Consider the following 17,430-nt stretch of genomic DNA (forward strand, 5'->3'; position numbering starts at 1 on the left):
CTGTCGCCGCCGCTTAATATTTCATGAGATTTCCGCGCCGATCGTGCCGGCCCGGTGAAGTGTTCTGCTTGCCGGACATCTTTCCTATATTGTGGTTGCCACCTCGTCAGGCACGCCGGAGCCAGTCGATCAGGCCGGCGCCCGGTGCCAGCCAGACGAAGGCCCAGACGAAGGCCGAGGACAGGTTGGCGAGCTGGAACCAGAATCGCGGCAGCAGTGCCACTCCGGCGACGAGGGGCACCACCGCGCGCGCCGGGCCGATGAAGCGGCCGACGAAGATCGCCCAGGCGCCCCAGCGCTGGCAGAAGGTCTCCCCCTTCTGCACCATCTCGGGGTAGCGGCTGAGCGGCCAGAGCTTCTTGGCGCCGTCCTTGTAGTAGCGGCCGATCTCGTAGGAGACCCAGTCGCCGAGGATCGCCCCGATCGCCGCCCCGATCATCACCGGCAGGAACGGGATCGCCCCCGAACCGATCAGCGCCCCGATCCCGATCAGGATCACGGTCGCCGGCACCAGCAGCGAGAGCACCGCGAGCGACTCGCAGAAGGCGATGATCCCGGTGATCACCGGCGCCCAGGCCTGGTGGTCGCGCAGGAAGTCGAGCACCGTGGTGCGTAAGCTCTCGAAGTCCATGGCGGCCTTGGGGCTGAGGGGGAGGGACGGCGGGACAAGTCGGGGCGCCGGGCGGACGTTCCCCTCCCTTACGCGAGAGGGGTGTGCGCCGTGTGAACCCGCGACCCGGGGCGGTAGCCGAGATTGAGCCGTTGCCGAGATTGTGCTGTTGCCAAGAGCGTCCGGATCCGGGAATCGTGCGGGCCTTGGGTGCCCCCGCGCGAGGTTCGTGTCGCGATGAACGTCCTGTCGATCCAGTCCCACGTCGCCTACGGCCATGTCGGCAACGCCTCGGCGGTCTTCCCGATGCAGCGGCTCGGGGTCGAGGTCTGGGCGGTGCACACGGTGCAGTTCTCCAACCATACCGGCTACGGCGCCTGGCGCGGCCGGGTGTTCGACGGGCCGGCGATCGAGGAACTGGTCGAGGGCATCGCCGAGCGCGGGGCGCTGCCCTCCTGCGACGGGGTGCTGTCGGGCTACATGGGCTCGGCCGATATCGGCACCGCGATCCTGCGGGCGGTGGCGCGGGTGCGGGAGGCGAACCCCGCGGCGCTCTATTGCTGCGATCCGGTGATCGGCGATACCGGCCGCGGGGTGTTCGTGCGCCCGGGCATCCCGGAATTCATGCGCGACCACGCGGTGCCGGCGGCCGATCTCATCACCCCGAACCAGTTCGAGCTCGATTACCTGAGCGGGATCGAGACCCGGACGCTGGCCGACGCCAAGGCGGCGGTGGCGGCCGTGCAGGCGAGCGGGCCGAAGGTGGTGCTGGTGACCTCGCTCCACACCGAGGAGACGCCCGACGACAGCATCGACATGCTGGCCGGCGCGAACGGCCTCTTCTGGCGCCTGCGCACCCCGCGGCTGTCGCTCAGCGTCAACGGCGCGGGCGACGCCACCGCGGCCCTGTTCCTGGTGCACTACGCTCGCAGCCGCTCGGCCGGCGAGGCCCTGGGGGCGGCCGCTGCCTCGATCTACGGCCTCCTGCGCCGCACCGCGGAGGCCGGCGCCCGGGAGATCCTGACCGTGGCGGCCCAGGACGAGTTCGTGGCGCCGAGCCGCACGTTCCCGGTCGAGGCGGTGTGAGAGCTGTCTGATTGAAATCGACAGATATCAAACCCTCCCCGTCATTCCGGGCTCTGCTTTCGCGGCCCCGGAATGACGGGGAAGGTGTCGGTATTGTCGAGCAATTCGAACAGGGACTGAGAGTCTATTTGGCTTCTGGGGAGATTTTCTCCCACCTACAACCTCATCCTGAGGTGTCAGTCGATTGCAAATCGGCTGACCTCGAAGGAGGCCTCCAGAAATCTCCGAGGTCTCTGGAGGCCTCCTTCGAGGCTCACTGCGTTCGCACCTCAGGATGAGGTCGTGGGTGGGAGAAGAAGGTGTCTCTTGGTGCTGGCCTCGCGAATCAAACAGGCACTGAGCCTTCACGCCTCCAGCGCCAGCAGCGCGAAGCTCGCCAGCCAGTGCTCGCCCATGTAGTCGTCGGCGAGGTGGGCCAAGGCCGCGACGAGATGCGCCTCCGCCGTCTCCCGCAGCACCGGCACGCGGGCGTCGTCCGCCGGCAGCGCGCCGGCGAGCGCCCGCAGGCACCAGGCGCGGCTGAGGTTGAGCCCGTCGAGATGGGCGATCTTGCCGTCGCTGCGATCGGTGACGGTCGCCGGCCGGAACAGGGTGTCGGGTGAGCGCTCGGCGAGGCGCGGCAGGAAGCGGTCGAACCAGGGCCGGAATTCTTCCGCCGGCATCAGGCGGCGCAGGCACTCGGCCTCGATCAGCGCGGAGGACAGGAAGTCGTCGCCGCTCGGCTCGCCCCAGGCCGGGCAATCGGCATCGGCGCCGTACCAGCGCGCGGCGGTGGTGCGCAAAAGCGCTGTCAGGGCCTCGTCCCCCGTACCGTCGGCGTAATCCGCTGCCATCCGCAACCCGAAGGCGGTGTTGAAGTGGGTGCCGACCCGCACCGGATAGGGCGAGAGCGGCAGGAAATCGCGAAAACGCCGGGCGAAGATCCCGGCCATCGGCGCCAGCGCCCGCGACCAGCGCGGCTCGGGCAGCTGCGCCAGCTCGTCGGCGAGCTTGAGCGCCCAGGCCCAGCCATAGGGCCGCTTGAACCCTCGCGCCGTCGGCGCGTCGAGATAGGCGCACTCGCCCGCGACCTTCTCGGCGGTCAGCTGCCGGTCGAACAGCGCGACGATCGCCGGCGCCTGCGGTCCCTCGGGGAAGCGGCGCAGCACCCGGGCGAGCAGCCAGTAGCCGTGGACGCAGGAATGCCAGTCGAAGCTGCCGTAGAAGACCGGGTGCAGCTCGGCCGGCGTGCGGGCGTCCTCCGGGCCGGCGAGCGTGTGGTCCGGCTTGTTCGGATATTCCCGGGTGACGTGGCCGAGCGTGAGGACGGCGAAGCGGGCGGCGGTGTCGGGGGTCAGGGTGTGGGGCATGCGACTACACTCCGTCGGAACATCCTGCACGCCTACACCATCCGTCGCCGCCGTTGCAGCTTGCCACCCTTATTTTCTGGAGTTACAGAAAATACATGCGGATGGTCTGGGACGAGCCTAAGCGAGAGAGGAATCGTCGGCCGCCGCCGGCCGGCCACGGACTCGATTTCGCGGATGCCCGTGATCGCTTCGAATGGGAAACCGCGGCGATCAGCGAGAGCTACGGCAGCTCATCCGGCGGCGCCCGGTACATTGCGACGGGATATCTCGACGGCAAGCTCGTCACGCTCACCTTCTCGCTCCTCGGCACGGAGGCTATCTCAGCCATCAGCCTGCGAACAGCCAGCAACCGCGAGAGGAGAGCCTATGCCGCACGATCCGAGTAAGCCTACGGTCCCGATGCTGAGCGACGCCGAGGAGGCTGAGCTTCAGGCCCGGATGAAAGCGGATCCGGATGCCCGTGAGATGACGGATGAAGAACTCGGCCGGATGCGGCCCGCCCGCGAGGTGCTGCCGGCGGCCGTGTTCGAAGCTCTCACGAAGCGGGGGCGGCCGAAGTCGCCGAGCCGGCTGGTGCAGGTCACGCTGCGGCTCGACCCGGAGGCCCTGGCGGCCTTCAGGGCCACGGGCCCGGGCTGGCAGACCCGGATCAACGAGACGGTCAAGCGTGCCGCGAAGCGGCTGGGGCAAAGCGGTTGACGTGCCGCTATGGCTGCTTCGCGAAACTGCCGTAACGGCGCTCGGCGTGACCGTCCCCCGATCCCCGGGACTTGCACCGCCGGCCCGATCCGTGCTGCCTCGCGCGACTGAGCTTCGGAAAGGACGAGACCCGGATGCCCGCACGCCGCTACGCCACCCTGGACGTGTTCACCGACACCGCTTTGGCCGGCAACCCGCTGGCGGTGGTGCTCGACGCCGAGGGGCTGGACGATGCCGCGATGCAGGCCATCGCTGGCGAGTTCAACCTGTCGGAGACGGTGTTCGTGCTGCCGCCCTCCGAGGCCCGGCACCGGGCGCGGCTGCGGATCTTCACGCCGACCCAGGAGCTGGCCTTCGCAGGCCACCCGACCGTCGGCACCGCGGTGCTGCTCGCCCTCGGCGACCGGCGGGCGGAGATCGCCGACGCGGTGGCGTTCGGCCTCGAGGAGCAGGTCGGGGTGGTGCCCTGCGTGGTCGAGACCGGGGAGGGGAGAGGCCGCGCGCGCTTCCGCCTGCCGCGCCTGCCGGAGAGCTGGGGCGAGGAGCCGGACGCGACGGTGCTCGCCGGGGCGCTCGGCCTGTCGCCGTCCGAGATCGGCTATGCCCGCCACCGGCCGAGCCGCTACAGCGCCGGCACGCCGTTCCACCTCGTGCCGGTGCAGGGGCTCGACGCCCTGGCGCGGGCCCGCACCAGCGCCGAGGCGATGGTGCAGGCCCTCGGGCAAGGCGCGAAGGTCTTCCTCTATACCGGCGAGACCGGCGAGGCGGGCCACAGCTTCCGGGCCCGGATGTTCGCCCCCGCCGCCGGCATCGCCGAGGATCCGGCGACCGGCGGCGCGGTCGCGGCCTTCGCCGGAGCCTTGATGCAGTTCGAGCCCCTGGGCAGCGGCACCCACGACCTCGTCATCGCGCAGGGGTTCGAGATGGGCCGGCCGAGCGAGATCGCGCTCCAGCTCACGATCGAGGACGGTGCCCTGCGTGCGGCCGAGATCGGCGGCAGCGCCGTGCTGGTCTCCGAGGGCGTGCTGCACCTCTGATGAGCCTCACCCTCACTCCGGCCCGCCGGGTCGAGGCCCGGATGGTCGCCCATGACTGGCCCTGGGCCCGCGACCACCGGGCCGCCATCATGGCCCATTGGGACGAGCGGCGGGCGGCCCGCCCGGCGATGTTCAACGGCACGGTGCTGATGCTGCGCCGCTGGACGCTGACCGACGGCGTGCTCGACGCCGAGCTGTTCGAGGCCGACTACGCCGCCCTCACCGCCCTGAAGGACTGGGGCTTTCCCGACGGGAGCGTCCTCAACGTCTTCGCGGCGGCGGTGCCGCGCACCCGGGATGGGATCTTCCTCCTCGGCGAGATGGGCCCGCACACGGCGGCCGCCGGGCGGGTCTACTTCCCCTGCGGCACGCCGGACCCGACCGATATCGGCCCCGACGGAGAGGTCGACCTCGCAGCGAGCGCGTTGCGCGAATTGCGGGAGGAGACCGGCCTCGTCGCCCCGGCGGGGCCGGATCCCGGCTGGGTGATCGTGCGCGACGGCGGCCTGATGGCTCTGTTGCGCCCTGTGCAGCTCGCCGAGGACGAGGCTGCCGTGCGGGCGGGCATCTCTGCCCACCTCGCGGCGGAGGCTGAGCCGGAGCTGTCGGCCATCGTCGGGGTGCGCGCGGCGGCGGACCTCGATCCCGCACGGATGCCCGGCTTCGTCCGGCATTACCTCGCGAGCGTGCTGGCCGCCTAGTTGCACCTCACAAAACTCCCGCTGCACCGGCCTCGCCAGAGCGAGCGATGGTGGCGACCGGGAGTTTTGTGGGAGACACGAAATCGCGCGGGGCAGCCCGGCGGTGGAATCGGTTCCATGCCGGGTGCCGCACCGTTACTGTCCTCCCGAAGGCGCCCGTCCGTGGCGCCGCCAGGGGAGTCCAGCGATGACTAAGCAGACTTGCGTTGACAGGCCAACGCTTCGCCCGCTTAGGCTATTGTTTTGCCGCAGATTTTTGTCGCAAAACCGGCCACCACTTTTGCGACATCTGCGAATGATGCCGAGGGCCGTGGCCCTGGCGATGCTCGGCTGCGGCCTCGCCGCCGGGCCAGCCGGCGCGGAGGTGACGCGGTTCGAGACCGTGGCGGCGGAGAAGCCCGCCCTGCAGGGTCGCCGCTTCGGCGAGCGCGGCCAGGCAGAAAAAATCACCGGCCGGGCGACCATCGCCCTCGATCCGACTGACCCCCACAACGCGGTCATCGCCGACCTGGCGCTCGCGCCCCGCAACGCCGCGGGCCGGGTCGAGGCGGTGGCCGACGTGGTGCTGCTGCGCCCCGAGCACCCCAACGGGCTCCTCCTCGTCGAGATCCCCAATCGCGGCCGCAAGCTGATCGGCCCCCTCTTCGAGGGCGCCTCGACCGCGGCGTCGAGCCGGCTCGAACAGGCGGGCGATGCCGGCCGGGGCTTCCTTCTGTCGCGCGGCTACACGCTGGCCTGGATCGGCTGGCAGGGCGACATCGCGCCGGGAAACGGGATGGGTATCCGCCTGCCGGTGCTCTCCGGACTCACCGGCCCGTCGCGCGAGGAGTGGAGCTTCGAGAACACCACCTCGCCGATCGCCGCGCCGCTGACCTGGCCCGCCGCCGACCTCGATCCGGCAAAGGCCCGTCTCACCGTGCGGGCGAAGCCGGAGGATCCGCGCACCACGCCCGCCGACCTGTCGTTCCGCTACCTCGACGCAAAGCGCATCGAGATCACGCGGCCCAAGGGCTTCGACGGCAGCGCCCTCTATGAATTGAGCTACACCGCCCGCGACCCGGCGGTGATGGGCTTGGGCCTCGCGGCGATCCGCGACGTCGCGACCTTCCTGCGCCACGAGACGGGCGACCGGAACCCGCTCGCGCGGGACGGCCACGGCACCATCGACCGGGCGGTCGGTTTCGGCATCTCGCAATCGGGCCGGGTCCTGCGCGACGTGCTCTATCTCGGCCTCAACGAGGACGAGCAGGGCCGGATGGTATTCGACGGGATGATGCCGCACATCGCCGGCAGCCGGCGCAGCTTCACCAATGCCCGCTTCGCCCAGCCCGGCCGCAATCCCGGTCCCCATCTCGACCGCTACTACCCCGCGGACCAGTTCCCCTTCGCCTACGCGACCACCACCGATGCGCTCACGGGCAAGCGCGACGGCCTGTTCCTGCGCTGCCGCCTGACCAATACCTGCCCGCGCCTGATGCATGTCGATAGCGAGTACGAGCTGTGGGGCTCCCGCGGTGCGCTCGTGACCACCGACACAAGCGGCGCCGACCTCCCCCAGCCGCCGGAGGTCCGGGTCTACATGGTGACCGGCGCGCCGCATTTCGCGGATCCCGACGCGACGACCGCTAGCCTGCCCGGTTGCGCCCTGCCGGTCAGCCCGGTCCATGCCGGGGCGGCGTCCCGCGCTCTCCTCGCCGCACTCGAGTCTTGGATCACCGACGGCGTCGCGCCGCCGGCGAGCCGCTATCCGTCGCGGGCCGACGGCACGCTGGGATCGCCCGCCCATCTCTACCCGCCGATTCCCGGCCTGCCCTATACCGGCCTCTACAACCCGGCCCAGTGGGTGGAACCCGGTGATCCGCCGGTGGTGCGCGGCACCTATCCCGTGCTGCTGCCGAAGGTCGATCCCGACGGCAACACGCTGGCGGGGATCCGCCTGCCGCTGATCGAGGCGCCGCGGGCGACCTATACCGCCTGGAACCCGACCCGCGGCGTCGCCGCCGACACCCTGTGCAACCAGAAGGGCGGCGTTCTCGCCTTCCCCGAGACGCGGGCGGCGGCGAAGGCCGCGAACGATCCGCGGGTCTCGCTGGAGGAGCGCTACCCGACCGAGGGCGCCTACGCGGCGGCGGTGACGGCGGCGGCCGAGCGGATGGTGGCCGAGCGCACGCTGCTGCCGGCGGATGCCGAGGCGATGGAGAAGGCGGCCGGGGAGGGGCTCCTGGCGCGCTGATGAATCCGCCGCGGGACCCGCGGGCGTTCCCGCGGGTTCCCGCTCCGCAAGTGCCGGTAGGGAGGGGCCATGGCCGCCAAGCTCGTCGAACTCGTCCGGGAGGCCGCCGCCCAAGCCCGGCTCATTGCCCGGGGCTACCCGTCGGGATGCAGCGCCGAGGCGCTGCCCTGGGCGGTCATCAAGCGCTTCGACGACGACGTGCGCGGCCATGTCGAGCGCGACCCCCGCATCGAGGACGGCCGCGACCAGGTCCTGATCGCCGCCGTGAACCTTGCCGAGGCGGCGCCTGGTGACGACGCTGACATGCCCGAGCGCGAGCGGCTGGTGAAGGCGATCAACGACCTCGAATGGGTCACGCTCAGCCGCGGCATCGTCAACCGTGCGGCGGTGGCGTCAGGATATGGCGAGGCTGGGGACAGGTTGCGGGATGCGGGGTGACGTGGACGGCTTCGCCCGGCTTACCGAACGGTTGAGAGCCGGTTCGCTTCCCTCAACGGTATGAAGATACGCCGCGTCATTCCGGGCTCCGCTGCGCCGCCCGGAATGCCCCTGCGGGGTTTCAGACCGCCGAGAGAGGTGAACAGACCGGTATGCCCTGCATTCTACGGTCGCATGCCGTATGGGCCAGGCGATACAGATCCGCTCACAGCCGCCCACCGCGATGCACCACGAAGCGCTTGCGGCGCTCCAGGCCCGGCTCGTCGTTGGCCGCCGGCGGGGGCGCCGCGAGCGGGGCGGGGGCGGCATTCGCCTCGGGGATGAGGATCCGCAGGGACACGGTGCGCAGGGCCACGATCGGGCGCAGGCCCAGCCAGGTCGGGATCACCGCCGGCGACAGCGAGCCGATCACCCGGGCCTGGGTCTTGCCGCGGTGGCGCAGGGGCAGGAGCAGCAATTCGAGGTCGATCGTCTCCCCGGCCTCCGTCACCCCGACGAGGCCGACCACCACGCCGGTAGTGTCCTGGATCACCACCTCGACGAGCCGCCACGGATCGGCGGCCGGCGCCTCGCCCCACAGGCTCGCGAAGGAAAGGCCCCGCAGCTCGGCCCCGAACAGCGCGCAGAGCCGGGTGCCGGCGAGCCGCACCGTGGCGGCGTGCCGGGGGGCGTCGATCTCGAGGATCAGGCTGTCGGCCAGGACGTGGCGGATCTCGCCGGGCTCGATCTCGCCCCGCTCCGGTGCGGCGCGGGCGCCGCGCAGGCCGTTCCAGTAGGCGTGGAGCATGCGGCTGGTCGGGTGCTTCATGGCGTCTCGGTCTGGCACGGTCTTGGGGTCGGACTGTCCTGGGGTCGCCGGCCGCTGTCCCGTTTCGGGACGGCGGCCGGTTCGACTGATTCGGTTCAGCAGACCGTATGCCGAACAGCCGAGCTGCAAAGGCGTAAGGTTTGATTAAGGTTACCAAGTCATAAATGTTGCGTTTCTCCCACACCTGCGCGATTGTCGTCGGCGACGGTGATTTCGGGCTGGCAGGGGCGGAGAGCCCACCCTATGCCCGCCCGCATACCAAGGGGTGAGGGCCGGTTCACGGTCCGCGTCGTCACGGTCCTGACGGCGTTTCGCGGACGGCTGCAGAGCGGTCGGGCGCGGAGTCACCCTCTTTCGGGGAGAGCGGCGACGCTCTCCCTTTTTTTGTCCGCCGGACCATGTTTTTTCGAACATGGCGTCCTCTTTTCGGGGGTGCGCCGGGCCCGCGGCAGCGGTCGCCCTTGCGGTCGGGCCGTGGGCCCCGCAATGGTGCCGAGATGGATGCCACCCCCGACCTCCCGCGACCGCCGCGCGTGCCGGTGTTCAACATGCCCGCCGTGGTCACCGCCTCGGTCGGGATCCTGGTGCTGATCCACGCCGTGCGGCAGGTGCTGCCCGACGTCTGGGACATCACCCTGCTCCTCGACCTCGCCCTGGTGCCGGCGCGCTGGACCCTCGCCCTCGACCCCGACCGGGCCGCCGACGTGATCCGGACCGCCGCCGCCGCGGGGGGCGGCGCCCTTGAGGTCGAGGCGCGCAAGGCCTTCGCGGCTTACCTCGTGGCCGATCCGGGCGCGATGCCCTGGACCTTCGCGTCCTACGCGCTCCTGCACGGCTCCTGGGCCCACGTGCTCCTCAACAGCGTCTGGCTTGCGGCCTTCGGCACGCCGGTGGCGCGGCGCTGCGGCGCCTGGCGCTACGGCCTGATCGCCCTGGTCTCGACCGCCGCCGGCGGCTTCCTCCATGTCCTCATCGACCCCCTGAGCACCGTGCCGCTGATCGGCGCCTCGGCCGGGGTCTCGGGGCTGATGGCGGCGGCGGTGCGCTTCGCCTTCCAGCCGGTCGAGCCGGCCGGCGCCGGCGCCGTGCCGTGGCAGCGCCCGGTGCCGACGCGGCTGCAGACCATCCCCGAACTCCTGCGCAACCGCTCGGCGGTGGTGTTCCTGGCGATCTGGTTCGTCACCAACCTGCTGTTCGGCCTCGCCGCCCTGCCGCTGGGCCTGAGCGACTCCGCGGTCGCCTGGGACGCGCATCTCGGCGGGTTCGTCGTCGGTTTCCTGCTGCTGCCCCTGGTCGATCGCCTCGGGCGCCGCTGAGTCAGGCGAGAGGTCGCGGCGGGAGACCGGGTCTCCCGCGAAGATTGTTTCTCTTCGACCTCCGGGGTGCTTGCCTCGATCGGCGCGCGGTCACACACTCCCCCCCGAACGATCGCCCCGCCCGGAACGCCACGAAGCCGGCGGGGCCTCGAGCAGTGTACGGTCGCAGCGCGACCGTACACTGCTCGAGTCTTCGATTGTGCCGCATTGTCTTCGACGAACCGGTCCCCGCTTCGTCGGACAATGCTCTAGCAGGGAGGTGTTGATGACCGTTGCGCGCATCCTGTCGCAGAAGGGCCGCACCGTGGTGACCGTCCAGCCCCACCGCACGCTGGCGGAGGCGGCGGCGCTCCTGACCGAGAAGGGCATCGGCGCCCTGGTGGTGAGCGATGCCGGCCAGAATGTCCTCGGCATGCTCTCGGAGCGCGACATCATCCGGGCGGTGGTCCGCGGCGGCGGCGCGGCGCTCGAGGCGCCGGTCTCCCGGCACATGACCGCCAAGGTGGTGTGCTGCACCCGCGCCACCGCCATCGACGAGGTGATGGAGCTGATGACCGACGGGCGCTTCCGCCACGTTCCGGTGGTCGAGGACGGCCGCCTGGTCGGCCTCGTGTCGATCGGCGACGTGGTCAAGCACCGCATCGAATCGGTCGAGGCCGAGCACCGGGCCCTGCGCGAGTACATCGCGACCGCCTGACGGCTCCGGCAGCGGCCAGAGCATTTTCCCGACGAAGTGGATCCCGGTTCGTCGCAGAAAATGCGGCCAAGGCGATGGCCTGGAGCGGGATCCGATCGCGGAGCGATGGGATCCCGCTCCGGGCTCGCTGCCGGAACCACCTCACACCGGCGTCACCGCCGCGGCGATCATCTCGTGGATCTCCGGCAGCATCCGCCGGGTCGCCTGGCGGCCGAGCTCGATGCATTCCTCGGCGCGGTGGAACTCGAACAGGCCCATCTGGGCGAGCTTCGGGTTGATCATCACGTCGGGCGGGTCGCCGGCTAGCCGCGAGCGCGAGATCCGGTCCTGCGTGATGTTGAAGGCATCCACCATCACGCTGGCGATGCCGCTCGGCGCGCCGGCCTCCGGCCGGGGCTTCGGCTTCTGGCGCCGGCCGCCGATCAGCGGCCAGCGCCGCGGCTCGTCCGGGAGTGCCACGGCCTCGGCGGCGGCCTCCATCACCGCGTCGGCGGCTTCCGCCCCGTGCGACTGGATCACCGTGCCGCGCACCCGCATGTCGCCGTTGAGGTTGACGCACAGGACCACGTCGGCGCCGAGGGCGCGGGCCGCCGTCACCGGTACCGGATTGACCAGCGCCCCGTCCATCAGCCAGCGCCCGCCAATCTTCACCGGATCGAAGATGCCCGGCAGGGCGTAGGACGCGCGCACCGCCTCGACGAGGCCGCCGCGGGTGAGCCAGATCTCGTGGCCGCTGCCGAGCTCGGTCGCCACCGCCGCGAAGGTCAGCGGCAGGTCCTCGATCCGGGAGCTGCCGAGGTCGCGCTCGAGCAGCCGCCGCAGGCGCTCGCCGGCGATCAGCCCCGAGCCGCTGATGTGGAAATCGAGCAGGCCCATCACCCGGCGCTTGGTCAGCGACAGGGCGAAGTCGCGCAGCTCCGAGAGCTTGCCGGCGGCGTGGCAGGCGCCCACCGCCGCCCCGATCGAGCAGCCCGCCACCACGTCGATGGCGATGCCCGCCTCCCGCAGGACCTCGATCGCCCCGATATGCGACCAGCCCCGGGCGGCCCCGCCGCCGAGCGCCAGCCCGACCTTCGCCCGGCGGGGCGGCTTGTGCTCGGGGGGCTTGGACTTGGAATCGGGAACACCCGCGGCACCCAGCACGCCGTCCGCTGAGCGCCGTACCGGCGCGCCGGAGAAGAGTGCGATGCCGTCCCACATCATGGCGCCTGACCTCTGCCGGGCCTGTCCCGGATTCCAGTGTGGCCTGGATCCATCAAGCGTTCGTCAACGGCGAAGGTTTCATCACCGTTTAGGGGGAGGATGGCGGAGCCCGGCCTCGGCTCGCAGCCTTGCAGCGGTGTGCAGGCCCGTGCCACATCGCTGCGAGAGGTCGGGGACACCGCCGAGAGACATGATGGGACCCGGCCGCATCGTCCGCGGCGCCCTGCTCGCCGCCGCGCTGGCGCAGCCCGCCGCGGCCGGGGAGGAGAGCGACGTCGATACCGAGAACCTGTTCGGCTTCACCGAAGGGTCGACCATCGGCCGCAAGGGCGAACAGGAGATCCTGCTCGACACCGTGGGCCGTGCCGGCAAGCGGCGGGGCGACGCGGGACCGGCCCGCTACGCCGTCGCCAACACCAAGCTCAGCTACCAATTCGACCCGACCGACGCGGTCAGCGTCGAGTTCGGCCTGTTCGGCGACGCCCGCCGGGTGCGCGGCGCCGCCGACCTGCCGGACAAGGACAACGGCAGCTTCGACGGAGTCGGGATCGAGCTGAAGTACCAGTTCCTCAAGGGCGGCGACGCGCAGCCCCTCGGCCTCGCGATCGAGCTGCGCCCGCGCTTCGCCCGGGTGCTGGCGGTCGAGGGACGGGGCGCCGACATCTTCGACATGGAAAGCGTGCTCCAGCTCGATCTGAGGCTGGTGCCCGACAAGGTCTGGTACGGCATGAACCTCAGCGTCGAGCCAACCGTCGGCACCTTGCGGGGAGCGCGCGAGACCGACCGCTCCTCGACCTTCCTGTGGTCGAACGCGCTGGCGTTCCGGCTCGATGCCGACACCTTCCTCGGCCCGGAACTCCGCTACCTGCGGGCCTATGACGGCGCCTTCCTCAACCGCTTCGAGGGAAGGGCGCTGACGCTCGGCCCGCTGCTCTACCGGCGGCTGTCGGACAAGGCCTTCGTGACGCTGGCCTATGCCGGCCAAGTCGCCGGGCGCGATCGCACGGAGGGCCAGACCCGCCGCCCCCTCGATCTGAGCCACTTCGAGCGCCACGCGGTGCGGGTGAAGCTGGGGGTGGAGTTCTAGAGCATTTTCCGACGAAGTGGACACCGGTTCGTCGAAGACAATGCGGCACAATCAAAGACTCAAAGCGCTTCGCGATTGCAACGCGATCGTGAAGTGCCCTAGACCACCATCCGATCGCGGTGCTGCATCGTAAAGGACTGGGGCGTAGAGCCGACAGCTTTCTCTCTCACACGCGCGACCTCATCCTGAAGTGAGCCTCGAAAGAGGCCTCCAGCTCGCTCGGAGACTTCTGGAGCCCTCCTTCGAGGCTCGTTTCACTCGCACCTCAGGATGAGGTCGCGAATGGGACGTGCAGTATGCGCAAGCAAACCAAGCCGTCGTGTGCCGCGGCGCTGCAATCGTGGGTGAAGTCAGTTGTCCTGGGCGCCCTCGTCGCCCGAGGGCTCGGGCGAGGGCCGCTTGAGGACCGCCTTGCGGATCGTCTCGGCGTAGCGGCGGTACTCGGCGGCGCGCTCCTCGTACAGCGTCGCAACCGCTTTGCGCCCGGCCTCGCGCGCGTCCCGCCCCATGCGCCGGACGAGCTCCGCCCGCTCCTCGATGATGCGCAGGGCCACCCGCATCGCCTCGTCGACGGCGGTCTCCTGCTCCTTGGCGACGGCCTCGGCGGAGAGGGCGTGGCCGACCTGGCAGCGGAACCGCAGGGGCTTGGCGTCCCGCATCTGCGAGAGGACGCCGCCGCATTGCGGGCAGGTGATCGGCGCGGGATCGGCCAGGCGGCGCAGCACGTCGCTGTCGATGCGCGCGCCCGCCGCGATGTCGACCTCGAGGCGGAGCTCCGGCGAGATCGGCAGGCGCGGCCCGGCTCGATCGCGCACCAGCTCCGACAGGACGTCGCCGATGCGGGCAGCCGGCAGCGTGAGGTCGACCTCCAGCGCCGCGAGGGCGCTGCGCGGCATCTCGTCGGCCAGGGCCTCGGCGGGATCCTGCACCAGCGTGAGCCCGCCGCAGCGCTTGATCGCCTCCAGGCCCGAGGCGCCGTCGTTCAGGAGACCGCTCAGCAGGACGCCGATGACGCGGGGCCCGTAGGCCGCCGCCGCCGAGCGGAACAGCGGATCGATCGAGGGCCGCGCCATGTTCTCGCGCGGGCCACGTCCGAGCCGGATCCCCGTCTCCGTCAGGATGAGGTGGTAGTCCGGCACGCCGAGCGTGACGGTGCCGGGCCGGATCGCCATGCCGTCGGTCGCCGCGTGGACCGGCAGGCGGCCCGCCGCGGCGGTCACGGTCGCGAGCAGGCCGAGGCTGCGGGCGGGGATGTGCAGCACGATGAACAGGGCCGCAGGGAAATCCGCCGGCAGGGCGCCGAGGATCGTCTTCAGCGGAGCGGTCGCCCCCGACGAGCCGCCGATGACGACGATGTCCCGATTGTCCATGCGCGAATCCTCCGGTGCGTCACATCGGCCAACGCCCGAGAACTGCACGACGTGGCTCGGTTCGCCGGGGCCTGGAGCGGCGGGCGCGCGGGCCTTAAGGTAGGCCGAGCACCGGCCGCGGCCGGAAGGAGGGCAGGGAAGCGATGTCAGCATCGGACACCCGAATCGTCCGGGTACCGGCCGCCTCGATTCTCGGTGAGGCCGCCATGGCGCTTCGGCACGAGGTCTTCGTCGTCGAGCAGGGCGTGCCGGCCGACGAGGAGATCGACGGGGATGATCCGGTCGCCACCCACTTCGTCACCCTCGCCGAGGGGGAGGTCGTCGGAACGCTGCGGGTCGTCTTCAAGCCGGAGCATGCCGAGAGTCCCGAGCAGGCCAAGATCGGCCGCGTCGCCGTGCGTCGCGACCGGCGCGGATCGGGCATCGCCCGGCGGATGATGCTCTGCGCGATGGCGCATTGCCGGCAGATCGGCGTCGACCGCTTCCTCCTCACGGCCCAGACCGACAAGCTCGGCTTCTATGAGACACTCGGCTTCGTCGCCTTCGGCCCGGACTTCATGGATGGCGGCATGCCGCATCGGGCGATGATGGCGGGCTGATCCACCTCGGCAGGGCCCGTCGGCATCGGTGCGCCGCCGATCCGGCGACGACCGATCGCGGCTGGGCGCGACCGGGATCCGCCGCCTCTTGAAACACCGGACCCCGAGGCCGACCTTGTGGGCGAACGGTCACGCCCCGACGATGGGCACGACCCCGTCGCCCGCGCAGGTGCAAGCCAGCCCCATGACCCCCGACCGGCCGATCGTGCGCCTGATGGCGGCGGTGATCCTCGCGATCCTCGCCCACCTCGCGCCGTCCGCCGTCCAGGCGCATGAGGGGCACGGGCGTCACGCTCCTGCGGCCACGATGCAGGGGCGGGCCGTCCCGGCGAAGGCGGTTGCTGCGACCGCTCCGGCTCGCCCCATCATCCGGGCCGAGACCCCGGCCTGGTCGAGGACCGCGCTCCGGATCGCCGCCGTCGCACCGGTCGAGCACGGGAATTGCTGCCCCGGGCCCTGCCGGGTCCGCTGCTGCGGAACGATGGCCTGTTGCGCCACCGGCATCCTGTCCGGCTCAGCCGGTCCGGCGCCGCTCCCGTTCCGGGGTGCCAGATTGCGCCCGCGCGACGTCCCGGGCCGCGCCGGCGCCGGGCCCGAGGCCCTGCCCAGACCCCCACGAACCCTCGCGTGAGATGAGGCGTGCCTGAAGGCGCGCGACGCCCGGATTGCGTCCGCCGCGATTGGCGCATCCCGGGCCCGAGGCGCGGGACATCCCGCTCACCCGATCCCGTCCGCCTGCCGCCGACGCCGTTTCCGGCGGCCCACGGCCCCGGCCGATCGCCGCCCGTCCCGCGGGCCATCCCGGCCGGCCCGTCCAACTCCCTTCCAGAGAGAGCCATCTATGATCGATTCTCGCACCCTTGCCGCCATCCTTCTCCTGTCGGCCAACCTCGCCGGCCCCGCTCTCGCGCAGAGCCCGCACGATCACGGGGCTCGGTCCGGCAGCACGTCCGGCAGCACGTCCGGCCACGGGATGGGCGCGGCGAACCCCAAGGACGATGCCGCCACCCGGGACTTCAAGGCCGCCGACCGGGCAATGATGGCGGACATGGACGTCGCCTATACGGGCGACCCGGACGTCGATTTCCGCACGCACATGATCCCGCACCACAGAGGCGCGGTCGCCATGGCGAAGGTCGCGCTGGCCCATGCCAAGGATCCCGAGACCCGGGCGATGGCGCAGACGATCATCGACGACCAGGAGAAGGAGATCGCTGCCATGGCGGCGTGGCTGAAGCGGCACGGCCGGTAGCCGCCGCGCGGGCCGGAGATCCCGTCGAGGCCGTCCCGGCCCGCTTCTTCCCGCAAGACCGACCGTTTCAGGAGACCGACATGCCCGCCACCGCCCCCAAGGCCGTCCTCTACCGCATGGTGATGGACAAGCACCTCTGCCCGTACGGGCTGAAGGCCAAGGATCTTCTCGAACGCCAGGGCTTCGCGGTCGAGGACCACTGGCTCACCACCCGCGAGGAGACCGACCGCTTCAAGGCGGAGCATCAGGTCAAGTCGACGCCGCAGACCTTCATCGACGGCGCGCGGGTCGGCGGCTACGACGACCTGCGACGCCGTTTCGGCCAGGCGGCCAACGACCCGGCGACGACGACCTACACGCCTGTCGTCGCGGTGTTCGCCATGACGGCCGCGATGGCGCTGGCGGCCAGCTACGCCGCCGACGGCACGCCGTTCACGTTGCGCGCGGCCGAGTGGTTCGTCGCCTTCAGCATGTGCGTCCTGGCGCTCCTCAAGCTGCAGGACATCGAGAGCTTCTCGTCGATGTTCCTCGGCTACGACCTGCTCGGCCAACGCTGGGTCCGCTACGCCTACGCCTATCCGTTCCTGGAAGGCATCGCCGGCATCCTGATGGTGGCGGGCACCATGAACTGGCTGTCGATCCCGGTCGCCCTGTTCATCGGCACGGTCGGCGCCGTCTCGGTGTTCAAGGCGGTCTACGTCGACAAGCGCGAGATCAAGTGCGCCTGCGTCGGCGGATCGAGCAAGGTGCCGCTCGGCTTCGTCTCGCTGACCGAGAACCTGATGATGGTCGCCATGGCGGTCTGGATGCTGGCGATGCATGCGTGAGCGCCACGGCGTCTCCGTCGGGGGCGCCGACGATCCCGGGGCTGCCGCTGGACCTTCGACCGACCCTGGCCGGCCGTCGCGGGATCGTCTCGCCGCCGCCGTATCCCGATGCGGGCGG

General features: G+C 71.0%; 19 protein-coding genes. 14 read left to right on the top strand and 5 right to left on the bottom strand.

From position 1 onward, the window contains the following. Positions 1–106: 106 nt before the first annotated feature. Positions 107–631 carry a DedA family protein gene (locus tag ABZT49_RS13345; RefSeq protein WP_355286544.1) on the bottom strand — a complete coding sequence of 175 codons (525 nt, stop codon included), beginning with the start codon at positions 629–631 and terminating at the stop codon, positions 107–109. A 216-nt stretch (positions 632–847) separates the two neighbouring features. On the opposite strand from ABZT49_RS13345, the gene pdxY reads away from it, so the two are divergent. After that, complete coding sequence (pdxY, locus tag ABZT49_RS13350) at positions 848–1,696, top strand: pyridoxal kinase PdxY (protein ID WP_355286545.1); 849 nt, start codon at positions 848–850, stop codon at positions 1,694–1,696. Positions 1,697–2,040: 344 nt separating this feature from the next. Here pdxY and ABZT49_RS13355 read toward each other — a convergent pair whose 3' ends face one another. Continuing rightward, on the bottom strand, positions 2,041–3,045 hold the full coding sequence (locus tag ABZT49_RS13355) for a DUF2891 domain-containing protein (protein ID WP_355286546.1): 1,005 nt from the start codon (positions 3,043–3,045) through the stop codon (positions 2,041–2,043). Between the two features lie 53 nt (positions 3,046–3,098). Between ABZT49_RS13355 and ABZT49_RS13360 the strand changes: the two genes are divergently transcribed. From ABZT49_RS13360 to ABZT49_RS13385, 6 genes are all read left to right on the top strand, one after another. Further along, on the top strand, positions 3,099–3,431 hold the full coding sequence (locus tag ABZT49_RS13360; RefSeq protein WP_407943498.1) for a BrnT family toxin: 333 nt from the start codon (positions 3,099–3,101) through the stop codon (positions 3,429–3,431). A 13-nt stretch (positions 3,432–3,444) separates the two neighbouring features. After that, positions 3,445–3,744: a BrnA antitoxin family protein gene (locus tag ABZT49_RS13365; RefSeq protein WP_355286547.1), complete on the top strand. Its 300-nt coding sequence runs from the start codon at positions 3,445–3,447 to the stop codon at positions 3,742–3,744. 134 nt (positions 3,745–3,878) lie between these two features. Beyond that, complete coding sequence (locus tag ABZT49_RS13370; RefSeq protein WP_355286548.1) at positions 3,879–4,781, top strand: PhzF family phenazine biosynthesis protein; 903 nt, start codon at positions 3,879–3,881, stop codon at positions 4,779–4,781. After that, positions 4,781–5,482 carry an NUDIX hydrolase gene (locus ABZT49_RS13375; protein ID WP_355286549.1) on the top strand — a complete coding sequence of 234 codons (702 nt, stop codon included), beginning with the start codon at positions 4,781–4,783 and terminating at the stop codon, positions 5,480–5,482. Before ABZT49_RS13370 ends, ABZT49_RS13375 begins: the two co-directional genes overlap by 1 nt. 295 nt (positions 5,483–5,777) lie before the next feature. Next, positions 5,778–7,715, top strand: a complete 1,938-nt coding sequence (locus ABZT49_RS13380; RefSeq protein ID WP_355286550.1) for an alpha/beta hydrolase domain-containing protein — start codon at positions 5,778–5,780, stop codon at positions 7,713–7,715. A gap of 69 nt (positions 7,716–7,784) precedes the next feature. Then, positions 7,785–8,153 (top strand): hypothetical protein, encoded by a 369-nt coding sequence (locus ABZT49_RS13385; protein WP_355286551.1) that lies wholly within the window; start codon positions 7,785–7,787, stop codon positions 8,151–8,153. Between the two features lie 205 nt (positions 8,154–8,358). Here ABZT49_RS13385 and ABZT49_RS13390 read toward each other — a convergent pair whose 3' ends face one another. Then, positions 8,359–8,961 carry a PAS domain-containing protein gene (locus tag ABZT49_RS13390; RefSeq protein ID WP_355286552.1) on the bottom strand — a complete coding sequence of 201 codons (603 nt, stop codon included), beginning with the start codon at positions 8,959–8,961 and terminating at the stop codon, positions 8,359–8,361. Positions 8,962–9,458: 497 nt separating this feature from the next. On the opposite strand from ABZT49_RS13390, the gene ABZT49_RS13395 reads away from it, so the two are divergent. Then, positions 9,459–10,277, top strand: a complete 819-nt coding sequence (locus tag ABZT49_RS13395) for a rhomboid family intramembrane serine protease (protein WP_355286553.1) — start codon at positions 9,459–9,461, stop codon at positions 10,275–10,277. Positions 10,278–10,542: 265 nt separating this feature from the next. Next, complete coding sequence (locus tag ABZT49_RS13400) at positions 10,543–10,974, top strand: CBS domain-containing protein (RefSeq protein ID WP_355286554.1); 432 nt, start codon at positions 10,543–10,545, stop codon at positions 10,972–10,974. Positions 10,975–11,115: 141 nt separating this feature from the next. Here the strand turns inward: ABZT49_RS13400 and ABZT49_RS13405 are convergent, their stop codons facing one another. Further along, the gene (locus ABZT49_RS13405) at positions 11,116–12,177 is read right to left on the bottom strand and encodes a patatin-like phospholipase family protein (protein WP_355286555.1); all 1,062 of its coding nucleotides are present in this window, start codon (positions 12,175–12,177) and stop codon (positions 11,116–11,118) included. A 190-nt stretch (positions 12,178–12,367) separates the two neighbouring features. On the opposite strand from ABZT49_RS13405, the gene ABZT49_RS13410 reads away from it, so the two are divergent. Continuing rightward, positions 12,368–13,264 (top strand): hypothetical protein, encoded by an 897-nt coding sequence (locus tag ABZT49_RS13410; RefSeq protein ID WP_355286556.1) that lies wholly within the window; start codon positions 12,368–12,370, stop codon positions 13,262–13,264. 350 nt (positions 13,265–13,614) lie between these two features. Here the strand turns inward: ABZT49_RS13410 and ABZT49_RS13415 are convergent, their stop codons facing one another. Beyond that, the gene (locus ABZT49_RS13415) at positions 13,615–14,634 is read right to left on the bottom strand and encodes a chemotaxis protein CheB (RefSeq protein ID WP_355286557.1); all 1,020 of its coding nucleotides are present in this window, start codon (positions 14,632–14,634) and stop codon (positions 13,615–13,617) included. A gap of 143 nt (positions 14,635–14,777) precedes the next feature. Here ABZT49_RS13415 and ABZT49_RS13420 point away from each other — a divergent pair, with 143 nt between their 5' ends. From ABZT49_RS13420 to ABZT49_RS13435, 4 genes are all read left to right on the top strand, one after another. Beyond that, positions 14,778–15,233, top strand: a complete 456-nt coding sequence (locus ABZT49_RS13420; protein ID WP_355286558.1) for a GNAT family N-acetyltransferase — start codon at positions 14,778–14,780, stop codon at positions 15,231–15,233. Positions 15,234–15,417: 184 nt separating this feature from the next. Beyond that, positions 15,418–15,864, top strand: a complete 447-nt coding sequence (locus ABZT49_RS13425) for a hypothetical protein (protein WP_355286559.1) — start codon at positions 15,418–15,420, stop codon at positions 15,862–15,864. Between the two features lie 210 nt (positions 15,865–16,074). Beyond that, positions 16,075–16,485 carry a DUF305 domain-containing protein gene (locus ABZT49_RS13430; protein WP_355286560.1) on the top strand — a complete coding sequence of 137 codons (411 nt, stop codon included), beginning with the start codon at positions 16,075–16,077 and terminating at the stop codon, positions 16,483–16,485. An 80-nt stretch (positions 16,486–16,565) separates the two neighbouring features. After that, on the top strand, positions 16,566–17,312 hold the full coding sequence (locus ABZT49_RS13435) for a glutaredoxin (RefSeq protein ID WP_355286561.1): 747 nt from the start codon (positions 16,566–16,568) through the stop codon (positions 17,310–17,312). Positions 17,313–17,430: the final 118 nt, after the last annotated feature.

The organism is Methylobacterium sp. EM32 (assembly GCF_040593685.1).
Classification (GTDB): domain Bacteria; phylum Pseudomonadota; class Alphaproteobacteria; order Rhizobiales; family Beijerinckiaceae; genus Methylobacterium.

Excerpts from the sequence above, each read along its gene's own strand:
- ABZT49_RS13345 (WP_355286544.1), bottom strand. The coding sequence starts at position 631 with ATGGACTTCGAGAGCTTACGCACCACGGTGCTCGACTTCCTGCGCGAC.
- pdxY (WP_355286545.1), top strand. The coding sequence starts at position 848 with ATGAACGTCCTGTCGATCCAGTCCCACGTCGCCTACGGCCATGTCGGC.
- ABZT49_RS13355 (WP_355286546.1), bottom strand. The coding sequence starts at position 3,045 with ATGCCCCACACCCTGACCCCCGACACCGCCGCCCGCTTCGCCGTCCTC.
- ABZT49_RS13365 (WP_355286547.1), top strand. The coding sequence starts at position 3,445 with ATGCTGAGCGACGCCGAGGAGGCTGAGCTTCAGGCCCGGATGAAAGCG.
- ABZT49_RS13370 (WP_355286548.1), top strand. The coding sequence starts at position 3,879 with ATGCCCGCACGCCGCTACGCCACCCTGGACGTGTTCACCGACACCGCT.
- ABZT49_RS13375 (WP_355286549.1), top strand. The coding sequence starts at position 4,781 with ATGAGCCTCACCCTCACTCCGGCCCGCCGGGTCGAGGCCCGGATGGTC.
- ABZT49_RS13380 (WP_355286550.1), top strand. The coding sequence starts at position 5,778 with ATGATGCCGAGGGCCGTGGCCCTGGCGATGCTCGGCTGCGGCCTCGCC.
- ABZT49_RS13385 (WP_355286551.1), top strand. The coding sequence starts at position 7,785 with ATGGCCGCCAAGCTCGTCGAACTCGTCCGGGAGGCCGCCGCCCAAGCC.
- ABZT49_RS13390 (WP_355286552.1), bottom strand. The coding sequence starts at position 8,961 with ATGAAGCACCCGACCAGCCGCATGCTCCACGCCTACTGGAACGGCCTG.
- ABZT49_RS13395 (WP_355286553.1), top strand. The coding sequence starts at position 9,459 with ATGGATGCCACCCCCGACCTCCCGCGACCGCCGCGCGTGCCGGTGTTC.
- ABZT49_RS13400 (WP_355286554.1), top strand. The coding sequence starts at position 10,543 with ATGACCGTTGCGCGCATCCTGTCGCAGAAGGGCCGCACCGTGGTGACC.
- ABZT49_RS13405 (WP_355286555.1), bottom strand. The coding sequence starts at position 12,177 with ATGATGTGGGACGGCATCGCACTCTTCTCCGGCGCGCCGGTACGGCGC.
- ABZT49_RS13410 (WP_355286556.1), top strand. The coding sequence starts at position 12,368 with ATGATGGGACCCGGCCGCATCGTCCGCGGCGCCCTGCTCGCCGCCGCG.
- ABZT49_RS13415 (WP_355286557.1), bottom strand. The coding sequence starts at position 14,634 with ATGGACAATCGGGACATCGTCGTCATCGGCGGCTCGTCGGGGGCGACC.
- ABZT49_RS13420 (WP_355286558.1), top strand. The coding sequence starts at position 14,778 with ATGTCAGCATCGGACACCCGAATCGTCCGGGTACCGGCCGCCTCGATT.
- ABZT49_RS13425 (WP_355286559.1), top strand. The coding sequence starts at position 15,418 with ATGACCCCCGACCGGCCGATCGTGCGCCTGATGGCGGCGGTGATCCTC.
- ABZT49_RS13430 (WP_355286560.1), top strand. The coding sequence starts at position 16,075 with ATGATCGATTCTCGCACCCTTGCCGCCATCCTTCTCCTGTCGGCCAAC.
- ABZT49_RS13435 (WP_355286561.1), top strand. The coding sequence starts at position 16,566 with ATGCCCGCCACCGCCCCCAAGGCCGTCCTCTACCGCATGGTGATGGAC.